Here is a 25,665-nt window from a genome sequence, read left to right as displayed (position 1 = left end):
TCTCCTATACTTTCACAATCAATATAACTAAAATCTATTTCATCAAATTAGGAACGACGCGCACGACGTGCAAAGTAGTTGCCTATTGTTTGAATAATTTGAACAAAAATAATTAAAATAACAACGGTAAATAACATCAATGGGAAGTTCAACCGTTCATAACCATAGGTGAGGGCCAAATCACCTACACCACCAGCACCAATAGCACCAGCCATAGCAGTAGCACCGATTAGACCAATAGTACCCGTTGTAATAGATAAAATAAGCGAACCCTTTGCTTCTGGTAAAAGAAAATGCCAAATCACTTCAAAATGAAGAGGCCCCCATCGATTGTGCTGCTTCGATAATACCTTTATTAACCTCTAGAATCGAGTTTTCAAACAACCGAGCTAAATACGGTGCAATAAATATTACAAGCGGAACAATAGCCGCCATTGTTCCTACGCGCGTACCTACAATCATCTTAGTTAACGGTAATATAAACACCATCAAAATGATAAATGGTACAGAACGCACAACATTAACAATTGTATTTGTAATGGTATAAACAATACTATTTTTAACGATACCATTAGGATTTGTTACTACTAGTGTGACTGCGATAATTAGACCTAGTACTGTACCAATGAATAGAGATAGGAACACCATATATAATGTCTGTTCTGCGGCTAATAATAACTGCGATCCTGGAACACCAAGTTCTTGCATGAAGAAATCCATTATAGTGTCACCTCCTGCCATTCAATACCTTGAGCAACAAGATACTCTTTTACCTTGCCCACCTCAAAATCATCGCCAATAAACTGAACAATGAATATACCAAGTACAGTATGTTCTAACTCTGTTACCGTAGCAAATAATACACTCGTTTCTAAATCAAAGGTTTTATTAATATGATATAGAACATTATCTGTCGTATTATTTCCTAAGAAATGCATCTTAAGAATTGTGTATGGCCTTTTATCACAAGCTAATGTATGTTTCACTGTTGATGGAATTTCATCAGGAATTACAGTCCTAACAAAGCGCTTTGTTGTTTCGTGTTTAGGTTTACTAAACACCTCAAGTACAGATCCGCTCTCTATGAGCTTTCCATGCTCCATAACTACAACTCGATTACATATTTTCTGAATTACATCAATCTCATGAGTTACGATAACTACTGTTACTCCTAATTCACGATTAACACGTTCTAGTAATTGTAATATAGATTCTGTCGTATCAGGGTCTAGAGCGCTGGTTGCTTCATCACAAAGCAATATGGATGGATCTGTAGCTAATGCACGAGCAATACCAACGCGTTGTTTTTGACCACCAGATAATTCTCCAGGATATGCATTTGCTTTATCGCCCAAATCAACAAAGTCTAATAAGGTTTTAACTTTTTTATCAATGTCGGATTTTGGCACCTTATTAAGAATTAGTGGGATAGCCACATTATCATACACAGATTTGGCATTCAACAAATTGAACTGTTGAAAAACCATACCGATGCGCTTACGAACCTTTCTAAGCTCATTAAAACTTAAACCATTGATATTCACACCATCTATTTCAACATGACCAGAGGTAGGTACCTCTAAGGCATTAATCATGCGAAGCAGTGTAGATTTACCAGCTCCACTAAAGCCAATAATGCCAAATATATCGCCTTTTTCTATGGTAAAGTTTACATCAGATAATGCAGTAACCTTTTGCTTATTAACGTCAAACTCTTTCGTTACATTTCGTATAGCAATCACTGTACCACCTCTTTCCCTATACATTAGTAGGAATTAATATTTTTCTAAAACATATCTTTAAAGTATGTTTTAATTGTATACTTAGATTACTACAATTTATAATGACTGTCAAACACAAAAAAGAACCTCAACACTAAATGAACTGCACCTCCAAAAATTGTGTCTAATTTTTGGGATGCAGTTCAAAAAAGGTTGAGGTTCTTTTATTTATCTATATCGATTAAATAAGAATAATGATCCTAGTATAATTGGCGCTCCAATATAGAGTCCCATATTAGGATATTCTCCTAATAAAAAGGCTGCTACTACGGCTGCCACGATTGGCGAAATATACATAAAATTGGTTACATCCGAAACTTTTTCAGCATGTTCAAAGGCATAGCTCCAGAATACGAATCCTAATGCACTGGAAAAGAATGCTAGGTATACCATAGCAAGCTTCGCAGTAATTGGTGCGGCTCCAATCATTTCAATAGCATGATCTGCAAAAGGTAGTGCCATAATGGCACCTGTAAACATGGACCACATAGCGATAGTAATAGAGTTATAACCTTTCAGACTAAGCCCGCGATTTAGAATATTATAAACCGCAAACAGTATCATACCAATCAACGTCCATATGGCCCCCATTGGAATGGTCAAAGTGGAATTCCAAAGAATAATAACGGCCACACCTATAAAAGCAGTTATGGTGAAGATCCAACCTATAGGGCGTATTTTGTCCTTATAGACTACCAATGCCATCAATGCTGTAGTCATCGGTGTCAAAGCCATAATAATACTAGATGTAGCGGCAGGTATTGTTCGCAATCCTTCATTAAAAACGACTTGGTAAACGAAATTTCCTGTAGCCCCTAACAAAATATATATGCCCCACTCACGCCAAGATGTAGGTATATGTAATCCCTTAAATACACCAATAATTAGCATAAGTATAGCACCACCTACAACCCTCGCTACCGAGAGTGTCAATGCATCTACTGATTGCAATGCTACTTTACCAAAAGGAAACGCCGTAGCCCAAACGGCAATGGTGGCAGATGCCCCTAAAATGGCTTTCATACGATTTGTCATTAGCATCTACCTTTCTACGTAATTCCATAATCAATACTATCTAAATATTACCATAATAACGCCCTACAATTCCAAGAAGATCCATCACAATATATCGAATACTTTCCATTTATTGATATAAATTTTCATTATTTAAAGATAATATAAAAAATAATTCTTTCAAATATACACATCCAAATAAAGCAAGTTAAGTACTACACTTTTAATATATTTATGTAGTGTTTTCAATATTATTAAATTACAAATAACATCTATTCTTACGAAATTTGCATAGTATGTATTGAAAATCCATATCATTTATATATTGTGAGTTTTAGATAAACATTGTACACTAGATATATCAAAATCTATAGTTATATCCATTTATGGAGGTGCAAAATGCAACATACTGCATGGAAAGATTTCAACACAGGTGTGTGGGATAAAGCGATTGACGTACGCGACTTTATCCAAAGAAACTATGTTCCCTATGAAGGGGACGACTCCTTCCTAGTTGGTCCTACAGAACGTACTACAAAATTGTGGGACAAGGTAATGAAACTATACGAAGAAGAACGCGAAAAAGGTGGCATGCTTGATGCCGATACTTCCGTGGCAACACACATCACTGCGCATGCGCCAGGATATATCGACAAAGACCTTGAAACAATCGTTGGTTTACAAACTGATAAGCCTCTAAAACGCGCTATGTTCCCTTATGGCGGCCTTCGTACAGCAAAATCTGCTATTGAAGAATATGGCTTTAAAATGGATCCTCAAACAGAGGACTTCTTCAAAAAGCACCGTAAAACGCACAATGACGGCGTATTCGATGTTTACACTCCAGAAATGCGTGCCGCTCGTACAGCACACATCGTAACTGGTTTGCCAGATGCATACAGCCGTGGCCGTATCATCGGTGACTATCGTCGTATCGCTCTATATGGTATCGACTACTTAATCGAAGAGAAAAACCAAGAATTCAATATCACTATGGGTGATATGCTTGAGGACATAATCCGAGACCGCGAAGAGATCAAAGAACAAATTCGTTCCTTGAAAGAATTGAAAGAAATGGCTGCATCCTATGGTTACGATATTTCCGAACCAGCTAAAGATGTTAAAGAAGCTATGCAATGGATTTACTTCGGCTACCTTGGCGCCATCAAAGAACAAAATGGTGCCGCTATGTCCATCGGCCGTAACTCTACATTCCTCGATATCTACGCTGAACGCGACCTTCGCAACGGCACATACACAGAAGAACAAATCCAAGAATTCGTAGATCATTTCATCATGAAATTGCGTATGGTTCGCTTTGCACGTATCCACGAATACAACAACTTGTTCACAGGCGACCCTGTTTGGACTACGGAATCTATCGGTGGTATGGGTACTGACGGCCGTACATTGGTTTCCAAAATGTCCTTCCGTTACCTACATACATTGACTAACCTTGGTCCTGCTCCAGAACCAAACCTCACTGTATTATGGTCCCCTCGCATGCCTATCGGCTTCCGCCGTTTCTGCGCGAAGTTATCTATCGAAACATCTTCTATCCAATACGAAAACGACGAATTGATGCGTCCTAACTCCGGTGATGACTATGCAATCGCATGTTGCGTATCTCCAATGCGTATTGGTAAAGAAATGCAATTCTTCGGCGCTCGTTCTAACCTAGCAAAATGCTTGCTTTATGCAATCAACGGCGGCGTTGACGAAAAACTTAAGAAACAAATCGGTCCTAAATACCGCCCTATTACATCCGAATACTTAGACTTTGACGAAGTATGGGAAAAATTCGACGACATGATGGAATGGTTGGCAGGCGTATATGTAAACGCATTGAACATCATTCACTACATGCATGATAAATACGCTTATGAAAAACTAGAAATGGCATTGCATGACCGCAAGGTAACTCGCTGGTTCGCAACTGGCATTGCTGGTTTATCCGTAGTAGCTGACTCCTTGTCCGCTATTAAATACGCAAAGGTAAAACCTATTCGTGACGAAAACGGCATCGCTGTTGATTTCGAAATCGAAGGTGAATTCCCTAAATATGGTAACGATGACGATCGTGTAGATAGCTTGGCTTCCATGGTTGTATCCACATTTATGAACAAGGTTCGTAAACATCCTACATACCGTCAATCCGTTCCTACTATGAGCTTGTTAACAATTACTTCTAACGTAGTATATGGTACTGCAACAGGTTCCACACCAGATGGCCGTAAGGCTGGTCAAGCATTCGCTCCTGGTGCTAACCCTATGCATGGTCGTGACTCTCACGGTGCTGTAGCTTCGTTGTCTTCCGTTGCAAAAATGCCATGGCGCGATTGCTCTGACGGTATTTCCAATACCTTCTCCATCGTTCCAGACGCATTAGGTAAATCTGGTGAAACATTTGTATCCGTAGGCGATTTTGATATTGAGTTAGACCCTTCTCAATTGCCTAACAGCAATACAAACTTCGCTTGCAGCGAACCAAATGTTACTATAGAGGAAGATAAATAATCTTCCGCCGTATTGTATGCTTTCACCGGCATCAATACTCATATTTTGGTTGAAAGGAGGAATACCCATGAGCAACCAACAACAAGTGGATAACTTGGTAGAATTATTGGATGGCTACTCCCAAAAGGGCGGTCACCATTTGAACGTTAACGTGTTCACTCGTGAAACATTGTTAGACGCTCAAAAACATCCTGAATTGTATCCTCAATTGACTGTTCGTGTATCTGGTTATGCAGTACACTTCAACAAATTGACGAAACAACAACAAGATGAAGTTATTTCCCGTACATTCCATCAACAAATCTAATCGAGGTTTTCTATGACAGGACGTATTCATTCACTAGAAACGATGGGTACGGTTGATGGTCCAGGCATGCGCATGGTGGTATTTCTTCAAGGATGCCCCATGCGTTGTGCCTATTGCCATAATCCAGACACGTGGAATGAAGAAAGCCAAGAAGCTAAGTTTATGACCGTCGAAGAGATTTGGCAGCAATACGAACGTAACCGTCAGTTCTATACGAACGGTGGCATTACTGTCACAGGTGGGGAAGCATTGATGCAAATTGACTTTGTCATCGAGCTTTTCACATATTTTAGTGAAAGAAACGTCCATACCTGTTTAGATACAAGTGGAATTTGTTTTGATCCCCACCAAGAGGTGGCATACCGTAAGTTACTGAGTGTAACGAGTCTCGTCATTTTGGATATTAAGGACATCGATCCTACTGTCCACAAATGGCTAACCGCACAGCCTTTAGAACCAATCCTTCAATTCGCAAAACTGACAGCTGATGTAAATGTGCCGATTTGGGTGCGTCACGTGGTGGTACCTACTATTACAGACAACGCAGATCGTCACTATAGGCTAGGCTTTTTCTTAGGCTCACTCCGCAACTTACAAGCCGTCGACTGTTTACCATATCATGTGATGGGTGTTGCTAAATACAAGGAATTAGGTATCACTTACCGCCTTGATGGCATCCCGGCCGCTACAAAGGATTTAGCTGCCAAAGCGAGCAAAACCGTTGTAGAAGGCATAAAAGCATATCGTAGACATTGGTGGTGTTCCATCAAAACACCAACTAATCATAATCAAGTTTGAGGATAACTACCTCCCTTGATATATATACTATATATATTAAAAACTTGATCTATGATCTAGCCCTAAACGAAAATAACCCCTGACCACACAACCGGTCAGGGGTTATTTGTCTATCTATTAAGAGACCACATTAATAGGTTCACCTTTCAAAAATGCTTGTACATTATCACGAATAATGCCTACCAAGCGTTGACGTGTTTCTAAGCCTTTCCATCCCATATGAGGTGTAATAATAACATTATCAAGTGTATATAAAGGGCTATCCTCTACTGGAGGTTCTACCTCTTGTACATCAAGGCCAGCACCTGCGATGCGTTTAGCAACTAAAGCTTCACATAAATCAGCTTCATTAATAAGTGCACCACGACCAGTATTAATGATGACTGCTGATGATTTCATCTTAGCGATTGTATCCTTATTAATCATATGTTTAGTTTGCTCATTCAATGGGCAATGTAAGGTAATATAATCACTATGTTCTAGTAATTCATCAAGGCTTACATAACGAATGCCATCTCCATCAGCCTTTGGTGTGCGCGTATGAACCAAGATATTCATACCTAGCGCCTTTGCTACTTTGATGACTTCCATACCGATGTGACCAGCACCAACCACACCTAGTGTTTTACCATTTACTTCTGTATGGCTCACTTGTAGATATTTTGTAAAATTACTACGGTCACCTTTAGCGAGCATACCGATTTGTTGCTGCATAGTAGATGAAAAATTGAGAAGCATCATAATCACAGTATGTGCCACACGTTCCGTACTATATGCAGGGATATTGCACACCGTAATTCCTTTTGCACGCGCCGCATCAAGGTCGATATTATTATATCCAGTACCCGCTTCTACGATGAGTTTTACTGAGTCAGGGAATTGTGAGAGTAAATCCGCCCCTACTGGCAATTCTTTGGTCACCACCACACGAGCCCCTTGAATACGTTCAATAACTTCTTCATTAGTGCTATCGTCATAGACCTGTACATCATTTGATAAAACAGAAAAATCTAGTAAATGATCGTAGTTCATCTTGCTAGCATTAACTACTACAACTCGTTCGTTCATCATATCCTCCTCTATGTTTCTATGATTTGTGAAAGCATTTTATATACTAATTATACTACCAAAAGCTATGAATTATACGTCATATTCAATATCATCCTATACTAATTATGACTAATAACATCTAGATAGTAAGTATAAATGAAATTTTAGCATAAACTTTCACAAAAACTATTGTTTAATTCCCTAAAAGTTATACAATAAAAGTAATGTATTTTAGGAGTGAAATTATCATGAGACCAACATATTTAACGATTGATACAAGCTTGGTTCGCGAGAACCTACGCAAAATAAAAGACAGTCTCCCTGAGTGGAGTACATCCACAGCTGTTATCAAGGCCAACGGCTATGGTCACGGTAGCGTTATGATGGGACGTATCGCTGTTGAAGAAGGTTATGAATCCTTAGCTGTCGCGATTCCAGAAGAATCTGTACCACTTCGCAATGCTGGTATTATGGTTCCTATTTATCTATTGGGCCTTACGAGACCACAATCCTTTGAACTTGTAGCGGACACCAATTCTATTCCTGCTGTTTGCGAATCCACAGATTTAGAGGCTCTTAACAAGGTGGCTGACAACCACGATATGATTATCCGTGTCGCCGTAGCTGTTGATACAGGCATGCATCGCATAGGCATTAAACCAGAAGATGTGGTGGAGTTCATTAAGCGTGTTGAATCCTATCACAATCTTGCAGTAGATGGATTCTTTTCACACATGAGCAATGCCGATGCAGCAGATCAAAGCCACGCCCATGGGCAAGCGCAAAAATTCCATACAATGGTGGACGAAATCCGTGCCTTTAGACCTGATGCGGACTATCGCTTTTCCTTGGCAAATAGCGCCGGTCTATTATCCGTAAAGGATAGTCTATTCACAGATGCACGACCAGGTATCATCCAATACGGCATCATGCCATCTCTCGATGTACCAAACCGATTAGGCCTCAAACCAGTCCTATCCCTCCACAGTGAAGTCGTACACGTGCAACATCTCGAAGCAGGCGAAGGCATTGGTTATGGTTCTACCTATATTACTCCAGAGCCGATGACAATCGCTACTATTCCTGTAGGCTACGCCGACGGTTATCCACGCAGCCTATCCAATCGTGGTACCGTCCTCATCCAAGGTACCCGTTGCCCTGTAGTAGGACGTATTTGTATGGACCAATTCATGGTGGCTGTACCTAATACGATTACGGTTAAACCAGGCGACAAGGTTGTACTATTGGGTTCTCAAGGTCATGAAAGCATCTCTGCCCTTGAAATTGCAGCCCTCGCCTCCACTATTCCTTATGAAATCTTCTGTGGCTTCTCTGATCGCGTGCCACGACAATACATATAATACAAAAAGGATGACATTGATGATTCCAATGTCATCCACAAAAGTAAAAGCACCACCGAAAATTCGATGGTGCTTTTTTTCTCCTATACCATACACATATGGATTGTGTGTGTTGTGTGTATTGTGTGTTGTGAGAGAGAGATTTATATACATCATGTATATACTTATGAATTGGGAGGGAACCCTTCATAAGGAGGCCCTAAGGCGACAGACGGCATAGGAGAGAGTCAATGTATGTCTGAACCACCAAAGGGCCCGCATCGGGGTGCACTGGGAGATGTATGCACCCCAAGGCGCCGATGGGATGGCGCGATGTATGTGTATTGGTATAGTAGACTATTTATGAACTTTACTGTTTACCACCTAGGCCTATGGCGGCTAACTGAAACCATCTTAGCCACCGCGTATGAGATGTAAATTAAGATATCTGAACTACCCAATTTATTGCATGAAATATATATGAATTTTTGGCTAAATTTCTATAGAGTTTTTATAAATGCGATTCATGAATCATCAATTCATATTATGGCTGATAATTTCTATGAAAGCCCATGCTATATAACATAACGCAAGCTATCAAATATCAATTTTTTCAATATAATACAAAGCTAGATAATTCATGAGTAAATTTTTAGAAAAAACTCCGCACATACAAAAAAGCCACAAGGCGTTAACCTTGTGGCCATTGGAGCTGATAATAGGATTCGAACCTACGACCTACTCATTACGAATGAGCCGCTCTACCAACTGAGCTATACCAGCATGTGTATAGTAACATCCTACTCCTATTGCAGTAAGATGTCAAATACACCTATTTTACGCCTTTTACAGATACAAGTTCACCTGTGAAAGCGTCTACATGCACTTCAATTTCTTGATGATTAGCGGCACCAAATGCTACATCGTATACAAAACGACCTTTTTCATTTTTTACAGACCAGCTATTAAGGCTTGTTGCTTGGCCTTTTGTTTGAGCAAAGGCAAAGTTTACAACTGCGTCTGGCGTTAAAATACGAGTAGGATCAAAGGCCTTTTTCTCTAAACCAACCTTGTATGCGCCTTCTTTTGTTTCACCAATTTGATTTGTATTGTAATTGTATTTCAACTCATACTTACCTGTTGAATCAAAGCCTTCAACTTCATATTTAATTTGACCATCTTCGCCATCAAATGCAATTTCTGTAATCGCTGCTTTTGGATGTTGTTGAATGAAAGCATTGAGCAATGTATTGGCGCCTACAATGGCTGCATGATTAGCATCAACAACTGCTACTGTCGGTTGTACCGGTACAATACTAGCCGCATCAACAACTGGTGCATTTACCCCAAATGCCGCTGCTAGTGCCAATGCAATACCGCCTTTTACGAACATAGATTTCATAAGTTCCTCCTACATAAATAGTATTAGTAAATATTCCATATACTACTATTATACACAATAATTAGGGCTTTCACGAACAAAATCATAATCTAAAATAACACCCACGAATAGATAGCATATGTTACAATTTAATTAGTAAAACAGTAGTTAATAATATATACAAGTGAGTACTATGATTTCTTTATATCCAACCTTTTACCATACATTTCAATGCAAAGCCAATCAATGTCATCATACATGTTGTCAAAAGTGGACTATCGATGTAGATGAGGAGACAGCTAAATTATATCAAACACTGCCTACACCATTAGGTGAAGACCTACGGAAATTTATGACCGTCGATGACGAAGGCTATTATTTCATGTTTAGCGACAAACAACCTACCTGTCCGTTGCTACGGGAAGATGGATTGTGCCGCGTGGTCTTAGAACTAGGCGAAGATAGTTTATGCGATACCTGTCATATGCATCCGCGGTTCTATAAATATATCGAAAACCTCGAGCTCTGTGGAGTCGGTCTATCCTGCGAAGAATCGGTAGAAAAGCTATTAGCTACCGAAGGCGATCAATTGCTATTCACCATCGAAGATGATGACGGCGAATTTACTGCTGAAGACCGTCCCGTACTCGAAAATATCTTTGATCTCTTAGCATTAGGTATTAATCCTGCTATTTGTCAGTTTACACTCAATCATTCTATCCACTACTGCCAAGAGTTAGTTACTGTATATAAGAAAACGGAGCCTATCGATGAGGAATGGACAAATCAACTAGCCCATTTAGAGGCCATGCTGTCATCGACAACGGCATCAACTACGATGGACTTACTTAAGACCGATACCATCGATGTATCCGCACTCAACAAGGTGTATCAATACATCTTATACCGCCAAATTGATATGCTTGCAGAATACTCGTTAGAAAGCCTTGTGCGATACGCCTTTGACGCCACAGTATTCATCGCATTGCTAACACATCAATTCGGAAATCTGCCAGAACAAATCAGACGATGGTCTGAACAAATCGAATACGATGAAGATAATGTAGCATTCTTATTTAATGAATATGAAAACAACAACCATGACAAATAAAAATTATCGGGCAAATCATGTTAGTGGCTATATAACGATGAAAAGACACATTCCAAAAAACGGAATGTGTCTTTTTAAAATAGTAGTATGCCTAAAAATTTTATGCCTACCCAGATGATGTACGCACCGCATATAACGAGAAGTCCTTCAAAGGCATTGCCCGAAACGGAGGCCCCCACAATACGTCCTACCACGGTGATTAAGGACATGGTAAGAAGAAGGCAAATAATCGTAAGAAATACACCCAATAACAACACGAGGACGACAGGCGCTTTAGCGAAAGCAAAGAGTACACCAATGCTCAACATGTAGATACCGATTACCACTTGCGCATATGCAATACAGTGGAATACACCGGTTAAAATAGTCATCGTATAGCAATGACGAGCACGCCATAATGCATATCCACTGATAAGTATAGCCATAACTAAAGCTTTCACAATCAGCAATAGCCATCTGCTCACATCCCACAGAGGTGTCGTCGTACTCAACTTTTGTAGCAATCCATTGATTTCAATGATATTAACCATAGGAAGTTGTTCAATTTTCATAAATGTTGTGGGATTCATGATGAAGTGTTTCATAGCCTCCGCATATACCGAATCACCTATAGCGGTGAATTGGTAACATATAACGGCTAGCACCATCATCACGACTAATTGAGTTATGCTGGTACGTTGACGATATATGCGTACGCCATCCGTATCGATAGGCCCTACTAATCGATCAAAGAATTCAATCATATGTCCTCTTAATACTTATTAATACAACACAATACAAAGTATGCGTCAATGCACATAAACAGTACATTGTTTCATGAAACGCTCATTCATTATAACATAAAAGCAAGGTATAGAATATACCTTGCTTTTAATTTTATTATATTTTTATGTTATAAATAGTTTAATTTTACTCATAAAAAGTTATTGCAAACTTCCTAAGATTTTAGTCAAATTATCATCCATTCGTTCAAGATATGTTTTATCGTCTTCCTTGCTTTCGATAGTATAAATAGTTTCTACCTTAGCGCCTACTTCTTGAGCTAATGTCTTAGATACTTCTGGACTAGCCATTTCTTCTGCGAAGATTGTGGTAATCTTGTTTTCCTTGCAGTATTCGATGAGTTTAGCCAATTGTGCCGCATTTGGTTCACCTTCTGCAAACACATCTTCTACGCTATTTTGTTCTAATCCAAAGTCACGGCATAGATATGCAAAAGCAGCATGACCTGTTACAAAGTTTTTGTGTGGAGCTTTTGCGAATTGACCTTCATATTTTTGAATCATCGCATCTAATTTTGCTACATAATCATTGTAATTCTTTTCGTAATAATCCTTATTCGTAGGATCTACCTTTACCAATGCATCCTTAATATTTTTAACTTCGATCTTAGCATTTTTCAAAGACAACCATGTATGAGGGTCTTCAGCGCCATGCTCTTTAATTTCGTCAGGATCTGTGTTTTTAATAGCCTCTACACCGTCAGATGCTTTCACAGATACAAGTTTGTCGTTTTTAGCCGCATCAATCGCTTGTTGCGCCCAAGGTTCCATGCCGAGTCCGTTATAAACAAATACTTGCGCTGATGCTAATTGTTTCATATTCTCTGGTTTTAATTCAAAGTCATGTGGTTCCGTACCATCTGGAATAATCGTAGATACCTCTACCTTATCGCCACCGATAGCCTTCGCAAATTCAGACATAGCATTAAAACTTGTTACCACTTGGATTTTCTTACCTGCTTGTTCCTTTGGCGCATCATTACCACAGCCTGCAAATAGAGCAGCCATCAGCACGCCAACTACTAACAATACCAGTTTCTTGACCATAGTAGGCCTCCTTTTTTCTAAATCCTGAGTGCTCATGCTATTATAGTATATATAGTATTCTTTAATTGCAGTTGCGACTCAGTTGCATTTGTAATATAGTTATAGTATAAACGTAGTAATAATTTTGTCAATCAGAAAAGTGGTTTTTATGTTATCAATTCAACATCTTTATTTTTCATACCAAGGTCAACCGCCCTATGTGCTAAATGATTTAAACGTAGAGGTCCATAGTGGCGATTATATTTCTATCGTAGGCGATAATGGTTCTGGTAAAAGCACCCTCTTGCGCCTCATTCTAGGTTTTCTAACGCCTGTAAAAGGTTCCATCACATGCAACACGAACAATATTCGTTATGTATCACAAAAGAATGATTTCTCCCATGCTGGATTTCCTATTACAGTCCATGAAATTCTAGATTCCTATCGCAAGCTATTGAACATCAAAGATAAGCATGAAGTGAATCGCGTTCTTGAGCTCACACATATGACGGAGTTTAAAGACCGCCTCATCAGCAAATTATCCGGTGGCCAAGCGCAGCGCGTTTCTATCGCACGAGCTCTTATCGGTAGCCCAGATCTCATCATTCTCGATGAACCATCAACAGGCATCGACCGCAAGAGCCAAGAAGGCATTTACGCCCTTTTGCGCTCATTAAATCAGGAGCATCATATCACGATAATTTCTGTAGAGCATAATTTAGAGATGGCCCTTGCAAACTCGACAAATATCTACCACATTGCAAACGGTCAAGGTCATCTCTGTTCCCCTGAACAATATGCTAGCGAAATCATGCATAACACAGGACGTAATCCTGTGGACCATGAAAACTGTTCCTGCTTTACAGACGTGATGGCTCAGGCTCAGGCTCAGGCTCAGGCTCAGGCTGATGATACAACAAGTAAGGAGGTGCGCCATGTTTAATTATGATTTCATGCAAAATGCCTTCTTCGTAGCAGTCTGCATTTCTCTATTATGCCCATGCATCGGTATATTTATGGTACTACGCCGGTCCAGTATGATTGGCGACACCATGAGCCACGCATCCCTCGCCGGAATTACCCTCGGTTTATTGACCAATACGAACCCTATATTAGGGGCTTTCATATTCACCGCCATCTGCGGCGCTCTTATCGAGTTCTTGCGAAAATACTTTTCTCATCATCTTGATTTAATTCTTACCATCATCTTATCTCTCAGCATCGGTACAGCCATTACCCTCATCAGTTCGGGCAAGCTGAAAGCTAACGCTAACGTGTTCTTCTTCGGTAGCATCTTAACCGTAAATACTACAGATATGATTAGCATTGCAGTACTCACCATATTATCTGTGTTAACCTTGTATTTCCTCTACAACTCACTGCTCTACATCGCCTACGATGAAGAGGCAGCACGAGTAGCGGGTGTAAAAGTGGATTTGATTAACTATGTATTTGCTATCTTAATGGCGGCAGCCGTGTCCATTTCCATCAAAATCGTCGGCGTTCTCGTATTAAGTGCCATGATTGCCTTACCAGTAGCCTCTGCATTACAATTGGAAAAAGGTTTTAGAACAACCTTACTCTGCTCCATTGGATTTAGTTTACTGGCCATGATTATCGGCCTATTCGGATCCTATTATCTTAACGTGGCACCAGGTGGCTTTGTATCACTTACATCGGTATTCATCCTATTGATAGTACTCATCATCAAGAATATTAAATCCATTATTCGGAGGATGCAATTTAGTAAATAAATATTATGTGTACAAGAGTACATACAGTTAATAGTTAACCCATAATAGAAAGCGTTATTATGAATACAACACATTGGCCAGAAGGCATAAAAAAGACCAAACAGCGCGAAGCTATTTGGTCCGTATTAAACTCAACGGATAAACCGATTACCGCCATCGAAATTGCTGAACGATTAGGCGATGGCAGCACCACCTGGATGTCTACCATTTACCGTACCCTTGAGTTATTAGAAACAAAAGATATCGTTACCCGTACCACCATCATGGGTAGCGACATGGCGTACTACGAAATTACACCCCATACGCACCGTCACTACGCGGTATGTACGAAATGTGGAACTATGATACCTCTACATACCTGCCCCGTCGTAGAAATGCCACAGGAACTTACAGATGCAGGGTTTACAGTAACAGAGCATCACTTAGAAATTGCGGGAATCTGCAAGGACTGTAAAAACAGATAAAACGCCAAAAGGGCCCCTAGTCTAATGTACTAGGGGCCCTTTCATATGGGATATCTAATATTAATCTATATAGTTTTTAATCGCTTCATTGAACAATGTTACCTTATATTCGCGAATCTCATAGGTTGCCAATTGCTCCGCATAATATGCGTCGAATTGTACAGCCTCTTCTAAGTCCTCAGCTGTTCCTTGAGCGATAATAAGGCTTTCACCAGAGTTATCTGGTCTTGTGCCAAACATTAAAAATTTTCCTGCATCAAAATATGTTTTATACCAGATATGATGCTTCTCTCTCATTGCCTCGAATGCTTCCGGCGGGATGCGATTCATATCTAGCTTGATAGAAATCGTATACATAATAGGCTCCTATATACTCTTGCTTAACCACACTATATATATCCCTCTCTTACTTATAGTATAGCATTTTTCCTATAATGTTTCTATTTTATAGAATATAACAGGGCGTAGTCGTATATGACCACGCCCTGTTTATTATGTAAAGTATAGGATTTTATACGCTTTCACCAATTACAACATCAATGGAGCAACAACGAAACCAAGTGCTACAGAAATAGCAATGGCAAGTACGCCTGGGATGAAGAATGGATGGTTAAATACGAGATGACCGATTCGGGTCGAACCTGTATCATCCATTTGTACAGCCCCCAAAAGTGTTGGGTATGTAGGTAGTACAAAGAGTGCAGATACGGCTGCAAAGGATGCGATAATGATATATACAGATCCCGTATTTTCCGGTGTAATACCTAAAGCAAGGATTACTGCCGGTACAAGTGCTTGTGTAGTCGCTGCTTGGCTATACAAAAGCGTACTAGCAAAGAAGAAGGCCACTGCTAACAAGAATGGATATGCCGTTACCATGCTAGAGGCCATGGCTTTAATTTCAGGGATATGACCTTTTACAAAGGTATCGCCTAACCATGCTACGCCGAGAACACAGACACAGGCGGATAAACCAGATTTGAATGTACTTGTGTTGACAAGTTGTGCTGTATCTAGTTTACAGAAGAATGTAATAGCCGCTGCAATAATCATCATGAATCCGACGATGGCATCGTTTCGACCAAATATAACCGGTTTAATGATACCGATATTCTTGGAAATCGCTGTTGCATAGAATACGATACAAATGATACCGATTAAGAAGATTAATACAGATTTTTTCGCACCTGGTTTTAAATGGAAATCAACATTCTTTTCGCGAGGTGGTGCCACATGGCCTGCTGCCAAACGTTCTTGGTAAACAGGATCAGAGGACAAATCATTGTTCGTAAAGGTCGACATGATAAAGGCAGTAATCATAACCGCAATAAATGTTGTGGAAATACAAATACCAAGCAATGTTGGATAGCTAACACCGAACGGTTCAAGGAATCCGCTCATAGCAACAACCGCTGCGGATACAGGGCTTGCGGTAATACCGATTTGGCTGGCTACAACGGCAATCGATAGTGGTACGGACGGCTTGATGTTCTCGCTCTTTGCAACCTCTACAATTACAGGAATCATAGAAAATGCCGTATGACCTGTACCAGCTAAGATTGTCAAGAAACACGTAACTGTAGGAGCTAAATAGTTGATGTGTTTAGGATTTTTACGCAAGATATTTTCCGCAATGCGTACTAAATAATCTAAACCACCAGCCAACTGTAATGCACAAATTGCGGCAATGGCTGACATAATGATTAAGATAACATCCCAAGGAATTTGCCCTGGAAACATCCCCATACCGAGGCTCAGCAATACGACGCCGAGGCCGCCAGCATAGCCGATGCCCATGCCACCGAGGCGTACGCCCAAGAAGATAGCACCGAACAAAATAATGACTTGCATAATTACATAAATGTCCATACGATGACCTCCTTTGAATATCTATGATGCTATACATATATAGTATCATAGATATGCAGAATAATCATCGTATTTTGAGAATGTATAGAATATATTTTACATTATGCAAGTAAAATGCTTTTTATTATAGAATGATTGGCTTCAAATCTTCTAATACGCCCTCTTCTTCTGTGGCACGTTTAATACTTTCACCTACGATGCGAACCATGTCTTCCAATTGTTCCACCGTGGATGCCAATGGTGGCATAAGGATAACCACATCGCCGATTGGACGGCAAATAAGGCCTTGTTCACGAGCTAGAACGGCAACCTTTGCACCTACCGCATCATTTGGGCGATACGCTTCGTGAGTAGCAACGTCCTTTTCAAGTTCAATACCTACAATAAGACCTCGTTGACGTACTTCTTTAACATGTTTTAACTGTTCGATAGGTTTGAGTGCCTTTGTAAAAGCCTCAATCTTCGCAGATAATCCTTCGATAACCTTTTCATCGCGGAATACTTTCAACGAAGCCAATGCAACAGCACATGCCAAGGCATTACCGGTGTAGGAATGGCCATGATAGAATGTTTTCTTTTCTTCAAATGTGCCAAGAAATGCATCGAATACGCGTTTTGTAGTCAATGTAGCGGCCAACGGCAAATAACCACCCGTAATCCCTTTGGATAAGGTCATAAAATCAGGCGATACGCCTTCATGTTCACAAGCAAAGAATTTACCTGTACGACCAAAGCCTGTTGCCACTTCATCAACGATGAGGAATACATCATGTTTAGCAGTTAACTCACGAACGCGTTTTAAATAGCCGTGAGGCATAACAAGCATACCGGCCGCAGCCTGCACTAATGGTTCCATAACGAGAGCTGTAATTTCGTCTCCTTCTTCATTGAGGATACGTTCCAATTCTGCTAAGGAATCTTCAAATGCTTTATCTCGATCTGCTACATCACGGTATACACCAGGGCTTGGCAAGGTTAAAGGTTTGAACAACAAATTATGGAACACTTGATGGAACAACTGAATCCCACCTACAGATACAGTACCTAATGTATCACCATGATAGCCCGCATTGAGTGCAATAAATTTCGTTTTCTTTGTTTGACCTACTAATTGACGGTATTGGTACGCCATCTTAATAGCGACTTCAATAGCCGTACTACCATCATCGGATAAGAATACCTTTTCCAAACCTTCTGGTGCCAATTCAACTAATTCTTTACACAACTGCGCTGATGGAGGGCTCACCAATCCGAGCAATGTGCTATGCGCAATCTTATCAACTTGGTCCTTCAACGCTTGATTAAGCACAGGATGATTATGGCCATGAATATTGACCCACAAGGATGATACACCATCATAATACTTTTTACCCTTGTCATCGATCAAATACACGCCTTCACCGCGTTCGATAACTACAGGTTCTTGTGCTAACCAGTCTTGCATTTGCGTAAATGGATGCCATACAAATTCGTGGTCCCATTGTGCAATTTGTGAAAGTTGTTTCTCTGCCATCATAACACCTCATACTTAAGATTTTATATCTATACTATCTACTTAATTCCAGATTCCTTGTATATAGAGCTTTCACTAAATGCCCCATACAGTTTGCCAAATCTTAGCCGAATCTAAGAACGAACGCCCCCAACCAAGTTTGATATGCGCTTGATTAGGTCCTTGATATGGAGGAAGTACACCGAGCACCGGAATACCGGTATACCGTTCCATATCCTCAATATTCGTCTTTAATAAGAATGGATCCACCACAGTCGTATCATTTACAATGATTCCTTTTACATCAATATGATGCTGTTTTGCATACTCATACGTTAACACAACGCGATTGATAGAACCTAGACGCCCATCAGCAACCAATATGGCAGGATATGCAATATCCGTCATAAGATTTGTAAACGTAATATCCTTAGTAAGAGGCGTTGTAATGCCACCAGCCCCTTCTACAAATGTAATATCGTGTTGATTTACGACCCGTTTCACATGATTTACAATCTCTGGATAATCGATGTCCACACCGGCCAACTCTGCCGCCAAACGCGGTGAATAATCCCCTGCCAATGCAATAGGATTCACCTCGCGACGACGCGACTCAGGAATACCTACAGACTGCATCAAATAGGTAGCATCCTTACTTTCAAGACCCATGCATATTTCATCTTCATCCATCGTTCCGCATTGAGAAAACGGAACCGCACTAGACGACACAGGCTTAATCATGCCCACATCAAAACCATCGTCCACCGCTAACGCCCCAAGCAAACCTGTGACAAACGTCTTACCTACATCCGTATCTGTACCAATAATAGAAACACCTAACTGTCTCATACGAGCACCTCTTTACCATATCGAATCAGCATTAACAACTATGCATATATAATTAGTTGACAATTTAATTACAGTATAAAACTTACAAATAGAACAGTCAACTATATACAATCTATACAGGTTGACAATTTTCAGCTATAACAAGAGCCACCCATACCCTCGCAGCGACTTTGGCCCTGTTCCGTAGGAACAGACCCGGCCGGTGTTCTCTCTCATTAAATGCAGAGGAATTCCGCTACATTGTGGTTATGAGAAAACTCGATGGGACCTAATTACATCTATAGTTATAGCAAGAGCCACGCATACTCTCGCGCGACTTTGGCCCTGCGAAGGCCGCAGGCCGTAGTCAGACCCGGCCGGTGGAGCGAGAGAGTATGCGTGGCTCTTGATAGCCTAAATGTAGAATTGTAATAGGGCCCCATCGAGTAGATGATTAAACCTCAATATAGCGGAATTCCCCTGTATCAGGATCCATCATCCCCCCGTAGAATCCCATGCCTCTTGGGAATAATGGATGGTGACGCAAGAATTTAACTGTATAGCGTACATTTTCTTCAGAAATGTGGAAACGGTCCATCCAATCGATAAGACCTGGTTCAATCATGCGAATGGCATCTTCATTAATGCCTTTGGCTTTCATAGATTCCATAAATTGTTCTGCGGAAAAGTCAATCATACCACAGTTTTCGTGACCGATGACGATTACATCTTCGATGCCCATGCCGTATGTAGATACAAGCAAGCTTTGAACGATGTTATCAATCGGTTGCGTTACGCTGTTGCCGGCCGTCTTAATGGTGATAACCTCGCCGCGATCAAATCCTAAAGATTCTTCGAGCATCCCCACTAAACGCGTATCCATACATGTTACAATGGCTAATTTCTTTGTAGGATGACTAGTTAAACCCTTTTGAGCAAGCTCAGGATGTTTAGCTACATATTCTTTGTTTTTTTCAATAATACCATTAATATCAATCATAATGCACCTCGCATATTCTATGAGACATGTTGATGTTCTCTACGTATTTTACTAGGAATCATATTTCATTAAGTATAATTATCCCGTATAAGATTATATAAAACTTTCACCATAAGATACAATACTATAAGCTATGTATACAAGATACTTAATGAGGAATCCCCCTCGATTAATTCCCCCGATTATGTTACTATTAAGTAGTAGTTTATTTATACATCCTGCGCGATACCACAGCGATGTATGTACCAAGTAGGTACAGTTAGGAGGTTTTATGATGGGTATCAATGCAAAAACACTGCCAGGCATATTGCTCTGTGCAATTCTAGCCATTCCATGTTGGCTATTAGGACAATATTTTCATTTTATCGGCAGTCCAATCTTCGCTATTATCCTCGGTATTATTATTGGTTCTTTATTCACATCTTGGAAACGAGAAAAAACGGGCTCCGGCATTGGATTTACGTCTAAAAAAATCCTACAATGGGCCGTTATCCTTCTCGGCTTTGGTCTTAACATCACCCAAGTATTGCATGTAGGTTGGGTTTCCTTACCAATTATCATCTCAACCATTGCCACATCGCTTATCATTTCTTACATCATATTCAAAGCCACGCATATCGATTCTAACACAGCCGTTTTGATTGGTGTCGGTTCTTCCATCTGTGGTGGTAGTGCCATTGCTGCGGCGGCGCCTGTTGTGAAAGCTAGCGATCAAGATATTGCACAAGCTATTTCCGTTGTATTCTTCTTCAACGTAGTCGCTGCATTCATATTCCCACCTCTTGGCGATGCTATTGGGTTGTCTAACATGGGCTTTGGCCTCTTTGCGGGCACAGCCGTTAACGATACATCATCCGTAACAGCTACTGCTGCTGTTTGGGATAGCATGAAGGGCACAGGCACGCAAGTTCTTGAATATGCAACCATCGTTAAATTGACACGTACATTGGCAATCATCCCTATCTGTTTAGGTCTTGCTAGTTATCAAGTGTACAAAGCCAAACAAGCGGCTAAGGCAAGCGATAACGCTGAATCTGTTAATATTGCAGCTATCTTCCCTAAGTTCGTTCTTTACTTTGTCATTTGTTCTCTTATTACAACTGTATTGTCCTATGCAAATGTAGATATTCACTTCTTAGACATATTCAAAACTATTTCTAAATACTTTATCACCATGGCCATGGTTGCTATTGGGCTTAATACAAATCTTGTTAAGCTTATCAAATCTGGTGGTAGTGCCCTTGCATTAGGCGCTGCATGCTGGATTTGCATCACCCTCGTCAGCCTAGGGATGCAACATGTTATCGGTTTATGGTAAAATAGAATAAAGCTTCGTTTAATACAGAATAGATTTCTATGTAGTACTTTATAACACTACACAGGGGTCTATTCTTTTATTATACGTACCAAATTTACCTAAACGTATTATCCATCAAGAAAGGAGGATTATCTATGTATTTCCTGCAAGGTTTATTAGTAGGTCTCGCCACGTTTGCACCGATTGGGATGCAAAATCTATTTATCATCAATACGGCCCTCGTCCAACCATTGCCACGCATCCTGTTAACCATCACTATTATCGGGCTATTCGATATGACCTTGAGTACGGCGGCCTTTTACGGCATTGGGGCGCTCCTCGAGGCATGGCCAGTCTTCAACCTGATCATTCTCATTGCAGGCGGCTTGCTCGTAGCCTACCTAGGATACAAAACATTTAAAACTACACCTTCACTTAAAAAGGTTGATACGAACATCCCCATCAAAAATATCCTGTTAATGGCACTTCTCGTTACATGGGGCAATCCGCAAGCAGTCATCGATGCATCCATGATGCTCGGCGCCTTTCGCGCTAATATTCCTGCTGAAAACATATATCACTTCTTCTTTGGATTCCTCGCGATGACACCGATTTGGTTTGGATTCCTTGCTGGAACCATGTATGTACTAGCTAAGAAAATTAAGATATCCCATCTCGTATGGATCAATCGCGTATGCGGTACCGTATTAATCATATATGGCATAAAGCTCGTCTATGATGGCATTCTAATGATGCTGTCCATATAAACACAAAACAGGTATCACCTGAAATCACTACACCATAAAGCTGTGAGGTTTTAGGCGATACCTGTTTTATTCATATATGTTGTTATTTAAAATTCATCGAGGACCTGTAGAAAAATATCTTTAAATGCCTCTGCATAGGTATTAGGATTTTGTGAACTCACATAGAAATAGTAATCCTTTTCTATAGGTTTACCATTATTTAATATACATTTTCGCTCAATACCTGGAATGGTATCCACTAAATACTTGAATCGGTCTACCAATAATATACCTTGTCCAGCACCAACGAGAAAACGGGCTTCTTCAAGATTTTTAACTTGTAGGAACGATCCCATAAATCCCATCGATTTTCGATAGTTTTCCTCTTCATCTAACCGTTGGTCATCATGACATACAAGAATTAACGGCAAATCTAATAATTCTTTCAGCTCTACAGACCCCTCCGGAGTATACCCCTTGGGCACCTCTGCTATAACGGTGGCCTTACTAATAAGATATGTTACATAATCATTATCCGACTTAATTTGCCAATAATCATTAAAAATAATATCCACCAAATTATCATCGAGCATTTGATTCAATTCAGAATGGCTGCCACTATACATACGCACATCGAGGTCACGATACCGTTTTGTAGTGCGCATTAATGCCTGTTGCAATGCAATGCCACTATAGCGATTTAAATAGCCAATACGCAAATACTTACGCTCATTTTTACCGACACGCACCGTCTCATCTTGTAAATTTTTGACGCGCGTCATCAGCTGTTTACCATTCCGATATAAATATTCACCAGCCGGTGTTAGATGAAAGCTACGCTTTTCACGTATCATCAATGGAACGCCAAGACTAGCCTCCAAGGATTTAATTTGTTGTGAAATAGCCGACTGAGACACATAGTGCTCATAGGCTGCCTGTGTAAAGCTATTATGCTCTACAACAGAAATAAAATACTCCAATTGTTTTAATAACATGATGAACTCTCTCAATACACATAATCTCAAACAATAAACCTGTCACTATCCAGACATCTAGATACTCTCATGCAACAGGCTACGCCACACAAATATAGCGGCTATAAAAAAGATACTAGCAGTACTCCAAAATACCATGCCATAACCAAACCAATTAGCGATCATACCACTAATCATAGGGCCCAACACATTGCCCATCATGGCTACACTAGATACAGCACCAAAGACAATACTTCGCCGCTCTTTGGGAACAGCCTTTGAAATCAAGGTATTCGCTATAGGCGTAATAAAACCCATAAAGAATCCTGCAATGGTTCTAAATATACCTAAGCCCCACACATTTGGCATAAGATATTGGAGGATAAAAAATCCGCCTACACCACAGGTGGCCGTCAATAATATATTCGGCATAGACATCCATTTAGTAATGCGCCCGATTGAAATCGATGCTAGTGCACTAAACAGACCGGCCCCAAAGATAATAACACCTACAATGGTAGCCACAAAATCATCATTTACTTGCATATAGTGTTTAATGTAAAGTGGCAATATAGGGCCTATACCGGTAATACCAAAATTACATAAAAATTGCATAACCACGAGCAATCGTACACGTGGGATAGCAAGAAATGATTTAATTAATGACCATTGGGACTCATTACTATCTACCTTATGCGTATGCTGTAGATTAGGCATGAGTAGGTACACACCTAACAAGCACAAGCCTGATAAGATAGAAAACATAAAGAACGGAGCCCGATAGCCTAATAAATCGGCAGCAAGACCACCCATAAGAGGGCCAAAAACAAGCCCCATCACCATCGACGCTTGGTACAATCCCATCGCCCATGGTACGCGTTCCTCTGGTGTGATTAATACAATGATACCAAGTCCAATGGGTACAAAACCACCCACTAAGCCTTGTAAGGTACGCAACACTAACAGCTGACTCGGCGTTTGTGCAAAACCGGCAGCCCCTACAGCTAGCATCAAAGTGGCAAGGATGAACATCATCACCAGCCGAGGTCCTAGTTCATTGGCTTTCCTGGACCAAAAGGGAGCACTCAAGGCTACCATACAAGGTGTTACACCAGATACAAGACCGGCCCACATAGCAGCCTCACCTTGATTGGTCAGCCCTAGATCTACCAAATATAAAGGTATAAATGATAATACGCCGATAATAGTAATGCCAGCACCGACTTGTATAGCGCAAATCAAATAGATGATGCGCTTCCATGAAATATCCATACAACCTTCAAGCAATTAATTAAAATACATTATTTAGAATATATTTACCTAAATATATTAAGATAACTTACCTATATATTGTATCGTAAACAAGAAAAAAAGACCATCTCTTATGCACTAATAAGTAAAGATAGGTACGAAAAAAGCTCTCATCTCTTAGTAATAGACGAGAGCTTCTATTTATAAAAAATATATACTACATTCTTAGTATTGCTTTTGTTTGATCATCCAATAGATGTAATAAATAACCAATGCATATGTTAATACATCAAATACAGGTAAGAATGGTACCATTTTGGACAAACGACCAAAACCATGAACATGAATGTTTGCTGCAATGATGGCAATAAGATTTAAACGATGAATCCAAATCGCTTTCTTACGAGATACGGATTTTGCCATATTTCCAATCCAAGGTGTTAAGTATAGTACACCAAAGATAAGAGCAATAAACATGGCTCCAAGGGAGATATAACCGCCCCAAAAACCTAAGAAAGATTTTAGGGCCTTTAAGAAGTATACATACCAGTGAGCACAGACTAAGACAACGCTGACCATACCTACTATACGATGCACTTCAAACATTTCTTTAGGATTATATCGTTTGATAAACCATTTTGGCTTCGTTGCAATGTAGGTTAATACGAGCCATGCAGCATAGGGAATTAAACCTAAATGAACCTTCCAGTTACCAAATGATCTGCCGCTAGTTACATACCCATATTCTACCATTCCCATTAAAATAAGTGCTAACACAGCGATCCAAATAAGAATATGATACTTACTCTTAAATTGTTTCTTCACTACTTCTGCCATTATCGAGACTCCTCACGTTTAACTATATAATTTAAAATAACACCAT

Annotated in this window: 24 protein-coding genes, 1 tRNA gene and 1 pseudogene; 10 read left to right on the top strand and 16 right to left on the bottom strand. The window is 40.0% G+C overall.

Annotation, left to right across the window (positions count from 1 at the left end; translation table 11 throughout):
• Nucleotides 1-47: 47 nt before the first annotated feature.
• The 3 genes and pseudogenes from VAHSUH02_RS09835 to VAHSUH02_RS03140 form a co-directional block, all read right to left on the bottom strand.
• Nucleotides 48-720: pseudogene (locus tag VAHSUH02_RS09835) on the bottom strand (methionine ABC transporter permease).
• Nucleotides 720-1,742: a methionine ABC transporter ATP-binding protein gene (locus VAHSUH02_RS03145; RefSeq protein ID WP_038149040.1), complete on the bottom strand. Its 1,023-nt coding sequence runs from the start codon at nucleotides 1,740-1,742 to the stop codon at nucleotides 720-722. Before VAHSUH02_RS03145 ends, VAHSUH02_RS09835 begins: the two are co-directional and overlap by 1 nt.
• A 207-nt stretch (nucleotides 1,743-1,949) precedes the next feature.
• A complete protein-coding gene (locus VAHSUH02_RS03140) occupies nucleotides 1,950-2,816 on the bottom strand; it encodes a DMT family transporter (protein WP_038149038.1) in 867 nt (288 codons plus the stop codon).
• A 378-nt stretch (nucleotides 2,817-3,194) separates the two neighbouring features.
• Here VAHSUH02_RS03140 and pflB point away from each other — a divergent pair, with 378 nt between their 5' ends.
• The 3 genes from pflB to pflA all read left to right on the top strand — a co-directional run bounded on the left by pflB (nucleotide 3,195) and on the right by pflA (nucleotide 6,417).
• Nucleotides 3,195-5,312: a formate C-acetyltransferase gene (gene pflB, locus VAHSUH02_RS03135; protein WP_005384415.1), complete on the top strand. Its 2,118-nt coding sequence runs from the start codon at nucleotides 3,195-3,197 to the stop codon at nucleotides 5,310-5,312.
• 67 nt (nucleotides 5,313-5,379) lie between these two features.
• On the top strand, nucleotides 5,380-5,619 hold the full coding sequence (grcA3, locus tag VAHSUH02_RS03130; RefSeq protein ID WP_005376651.1) for an autonomous glycyl radical cofactor GrcA3: 240 nt from the start codon (nucleotides 5,380-5,382) through the stop codon (nucleotides 5,617-5,619).
• A gap of 12 nt (nucleotides 5,620-5,631) precedes the next feature.
• Entirely contained in the window at nucleotides 5,632-6,417 is a 786-nt protein-coding gene (gene pflA, locus VAHSUH02_RS03125; protein WP_005384413.1) for a pyruvate formate-lyase-activating protein, read from the top strand.
• 117 nt (nucleotides 6,418-6,534) lie between these two features.
• Here the strand turns inward: pflA and VAHSUH02_RS03120 are convergent, their stop codons facing one another.
• Nucleotides 6,535-7,485 carry a 2-hydroxyacid dehydrogenase gene (locus tag VAHSUH02_RS03120; RefSeq protein ID WP_005384412.1) on the bottom strand — a complete coding sequence of 317 codons (951 nt, stop codon included), beginning with the start codon at nucleotides 7,483-7,485 and terminating at the stop codon, nucleotides 6,535-6,537.
• A 230-nt stretch (nucleotides 7,486-7,715) separates the two neighbouring features.
• Between VAHSUH02_RS03120 and alr the strand changes: the two genes are divergently transcribed.
• Nucleotides 7,716-8,828, top strand: coding sequence for an alanine racemase (gene alr, locus VAHSUH02_RS03115; protein ID WP_038149036.1), 1,113 nt, complete (start codon nucleotides 7,716-7,718; stop codon nucleotides 8,826-8,828).
• Nucleotides 8,829-9,514: 686 nt separating this feature from the next.
• Here the strand turns inward: alr and VAHSUH02_RS03105 are convergent.
• Both VAHSUH02_RS03105 and VAHSUH02_RS03100 read right to left on the bottom strand, forming a co-directional pair.
• A tRNA-Thr gene (locus tag VAHSUH02_RS03105) sits at nucleotides 9,515-9,590 on the bottom strand.
• A 49-nt stretch (nucleotides 9,591-9,639) separates the two neighbouring features.
• Nucleotides 9,640-10,209 carry a PepSY domain-containing protein gene (locus VAHSUH02_RS03100; protein ID WP_005384409.1) on the bottom strand — a complete coding sequence of 190 codons (570 nt, stop codon included), beginning with the start codon at nucleotides 10,207-10,209 and terminating at the stop codon, nucleotides 9,640-9,642.
• A gap of 172 nt (nucleotides 10,210-10,381) precedes the next feature.
• Here VAHSUH02_RS03100 and fliB point away from each other — a divergent pair, with 172 nt between their 5' ends.
• Nucleotides 10,382-11,299, top strand: coding sequence for a flagellin lysine-N-methylase (gene fliB / locus VAHSUH02_RS03095; RefSeq protein WP_005384407.1), 918 nt, complete (start codon nucleotides 10,382-10,384; stop codon nucleotides 11,297-11,299).
• 74 nt (nucleotides 11,300-11,373) lie between these two features.
• Here the strand turns inward: fliB and VAHSUH02_RS03090 are convergent, their stop codons facing one another.
• Together VAHSUH02_RS03090 and VAHSUH02_RS03085 are read right to left on the bottom strand one after the other, a co-directional pair.
• On the bottom strand, nucleotides 11,374-12,042 hold the full coding sequence (locus VAHSUH02_RS03090) for a hypothetical protein (RefSeq protein ID WP_005384405.1): 669 nt from the start codon (nucleotides 12,040-12,042) through the stop codon (nucleotides 11,374-11,376).
• Between the two features lie 180 nt (nucleotides 12,043-12,222).
• Nucleotides 12,223-13,128: a metal ABC transporter substrate-binding protein gene (locus VAHSUH02_RS03085; RefSeq protein WP_005381389.1), complete on the bottom strand. Its 906-nt coding sequence runs from the start codon at nucleotides 13,126-13,128 to the stop codon at nucleotides 12,223-12,225.
• A 148-nt stretch (nucleotides 13,129-13,276) separates the two neighbouring features.
• On the opposite strand from VAHSUH02_RS03085, the gene VAHSUH02_RS03080 reads away from it, so the two are divergent.
• The 3 genes from VAHSUH02_RS03080 to VAHSUH02_RS03070 are packed head-to-tail and all read left to right on the top strand — an operon-like array spanning nucleotide 13,277 to nucleotide 15,325.
• The gene (locus VAHSUH02_RS03080; protein ID WP_005384402.1) at nucleotides 13,277-14,050 is read left to right on the top strand and encodes a metal ABC transporter ATP-binding protein; all 774 of its coding nucleotides are present in this window, start codon (nucleotides 13,277-13,279) and stop codon (nucleotides 14,048-14,050) included.
• Nucleotides 14,043-14,861: a metal ABC transporter permease gene (locus VAHSUH02_RS03075; protein WP_005384400.1), complete on the top strand. Its 819-nt coding sequence runs from the start codon at nucleotides 14,043-14,045 to the stop codon at nucleotides 14,859-14,861. Before VAHSUH02_RS03080 ends, VAHSUH02_RS03075 begins: the two co-directional genes overlap by 8 nt.
• Before the next feature lie 59 nt (nucleotides 14,862-14,920).
• On the top strand, nucleotides 14,921-15,325 hold the full coding sequence (locus VAHSUH02_RS03070; protein WP_005384398.1) for a Fur family transcriptional regulator: 405 nt from the start codon (nucleotides 14,921-14,923) through the stop codon (nucleotides 15,323-15,325).
• A 60-nt stretch (nucleotides 15,326-15,385) separates the two neighbouring features.
• Here VAHSUH02_RS03070 and VAHSUH02_RS03065 read toward each other — a convergent pair whose 3' ends face one another.
• The 5 genes from VAHSUH02_RS03065 to VAHSUH02_RS03045 form a co-directional block, all read right to left on the bottom strand.
• Nucleotides 15,386-15,682 carry a YciI family protein gene (locus VAHSUH02_RS03065; protein ID WP_005384396.1) on the bottom strand — a complete coding sequence of 99 codons (297 nt, stop codon included), beginning with the start codon at nucleotides 15,680-15,682 and terminating at the stop codon, nucleotides 15,386-15,388.
• A 171-nt stretch (nucleotides 15,683-15,853) separates the two neighbouring features.
• Complete coding sequence (locus VAHSUH02_RS03060; protein WP_005384395.1) at nucleotides 15,854-17,194, bottom strand: anaerobic C4-dicarboxylate transporter; 1,341 nt, start codon at nucleotides 17,192-17,194, stop codon at nucleotides 15,854-15,856.
• 124 nt (nucleotides 17,195-17,318) lie between these two features.
• On the bottom strand, nucleotides 17,319-18,707 hold the full coding sequence (bioA, locus tag VAHSUH02_RS03055; protein ID WP_005384394.1) for an adenosylmethionine--8-amino-7-oxononanoate transaminase: 1,389 nt from the start codon (nucleotides 18,705-18,707) through the stop codon (nucleotides 17,319-17,321).
• Nucleotides 18,708-18,782: 75 nt separating this feature from the next.
• A complete protein-coding gene (gene bioD / locus VAHSUH02_RS03050) occupies nucleotides 18,783-19,535 on the bottom strand; it encodes a dethiobiotin synthase (RefSeq protein WP_005384393.1) in 753 nt (250 codons plus the stop codon).
• A 433-nt stretch (nucleotides 19,536-19,968) separates the two neighbouring features.
• On the bottom strand, nucleotides 19,969-20,514 hold the full coding sequence (locus VAHSUH02_RS03045; protein WP_005376646.1) for a beta-class carbonic anhydrase: 546 nt from the start codon (nucleotides 20,512-20,514) through the stop codon (nucleotides 19,969-19,971).
• A gap of 274 nt (nucleotides 20,515-20,788) precedes the next feature.
• On the opposite strand from VAHSUH02_RS03045, the gene VAHSUH02_RS03040 reads away from it, so the two are divergent.
• Together VAHSUH02_RS03040 and VAHSUH02_RS03035 are read left to right on the top strand one after the other, a co-directional pair.
• Nucleotides 20,789-21,832 carry a YeiH family protein gene (locus VAHSUH02_RS03040; protein WP_038149031.1) on the top strand — a complete coding sequence of 348 codons (1,044 nt, stop codon included), beginning with the start codon at nucleotides 20,789-20,791 and terminating at the stop codon, nucleotides 21,830-21,832.
• A 134-nt stretch (nucleotides 21,833-21,966) separates the two neighbouring features.
• Entirely contained in the window at nucleotides 21,967-22,578 is a 612-nt protein-coding gene (locus VAHSUH02_RS03035; protein WP_005384391.1) for a LysE/ArgO family amino acid transporter, read from the top strand.
• 86 nt (nucleotides 22,579-22,664) lie between these two features.
• Here VAHSUH02_RS03035 and VAHSUH02_RS03030 read toward each other — a convergent pair whose 3' ends face one another.
• The 3 genes from VAHSUH02_RS03030 to VAHSUH02_RS03020 all read right to left on the bottom strand — a co-directional run bounded on the left by VAHSUH02_RS03030 (nucleotide 22,665) and on the right by VAHSUH02_RS03020 (nucleotide 25,619).
• A complete protein-coding gene (locus tag VAHSUH02_RS03030) occupies nucleotides 22,665-23,552 on the bottom strand; it encodes a LysR family transcriptional regulator (RefSeq protein WP_005384390.1) in 888 nt (295 codons plus the stop codon).
• 57 nt (nucleotides 23,553-23,609) lie between these two features.
• Nucleotides 23,610-24,803, bottom strand: a complete 1,194-nt coding sequence (locus VAHSUH02_RS03025) for an MFS transporter (protein ID WP_005384386.1) — start codon at nucleotides 24,801-24,803, stop codon at nucleotides 23,610-23,612.
• Nucleotides 24,804-25,007: 204 nt separating this feature from the next.
• Nucleotides 25,008-25,619, bottom strand: coding sequence for a hypothetical protein (locus VAHSUH02_RS03020; protein WP_005384384.1), 612 nt, complete (start codon nucleotides 25,617-25,619; stop codon nucleotides 25,008-25,010).
• Between the last annotated feature and the right edge of the window lie 46 nt (nucleotides 25,620-25,665).

Source organism: Veillonella atypica KON, from assembly GCF_002959915.1.
Lineage (GTDB): Bacteria > Bacillota > Negativicutes > Veillonellales > Veillonellaceae > Veillonella > Veillonella atypica.
This window is presented reverse-complemented; position numbering and strand designations above follow the sequence as displayed.